Below are 635 nucleotides of genomic sequence, written 5' to 3'. Positions count from 1 at the left end.
TGTGAGCAACGCTACCACGAAACTCAAAAATACCACCGTAAACACAAAACCCAACTATGGAATGAAAAATGCCATGCGTTGGGAATCACTCTTAAATGCTTTGTTAGTTTATAGGTTCGGCAAATGTCGTCTAATGGTTTGAGCGTGTTGATGCAAACCTCGACGCTCTAATTCCTGGACAAAAATATGCCATGGTGGAATATTGCTGTAATACGGAGTAGGACCTGTCGAAAGACCTCCCCCAGGACCAGTTGATAAACCACCGCCTGGTCCGGTCGATAAGCCACCGCCTGGGCCAGTTGATAAACCGCCACCTGGACCAGTTGATAGACCACCGCCAGGGCCTGTTGATAAGCCGCCACCTGGACCTGTAGACATACCTCCTCCTGGACCAGTAGACATGCCACCGTTTGGCCCTGTGGACATACCACCATTGGGGCCTGTGGACATACCACCACCGGGACCAGTTGATAAACCACCTTGTGGGCCTGTACTTTGATTTCTTGGCCAACCTCGATTTGTCATATGTACACCTCCTCATAAACACGCATTAACATCACTGTTATTGTGGTCAAATGAGGAAATTCAAGATTGAAGTTATCTAGTTTTGGGAAAATGTGATCCGGATTGAAACC

At 47.7% G+C, this 635-nt stretch carries 1 protein-coding gene; it reads right to left on the bottom strand.

The window, feature by feature from the left end:
- Positions 1-108: 108 nt before the first annotated feature.
- Positions 109-525 (bottom strand): hypothetical protein, encoded by a 417-nt coding sequence (locus tag ACTRWI_RS22585; RefSeq protein ID WP_078532131.1) that lies wholly within the window; start codon positions 523-525, stop codon positions 109-111.
- Positions 526-635 lie beyond the last annotated feature (110 nt).

It is taken from the genome of Pseudoalteromonas sp. G5_S1_14_S5, from assembly GCF_054968605.1.
The sequence above is the reverse complement of the archived record's forward strand: the minus strand, read 5'-3'. Positions and strand labels throughout refer to the sequence as shown.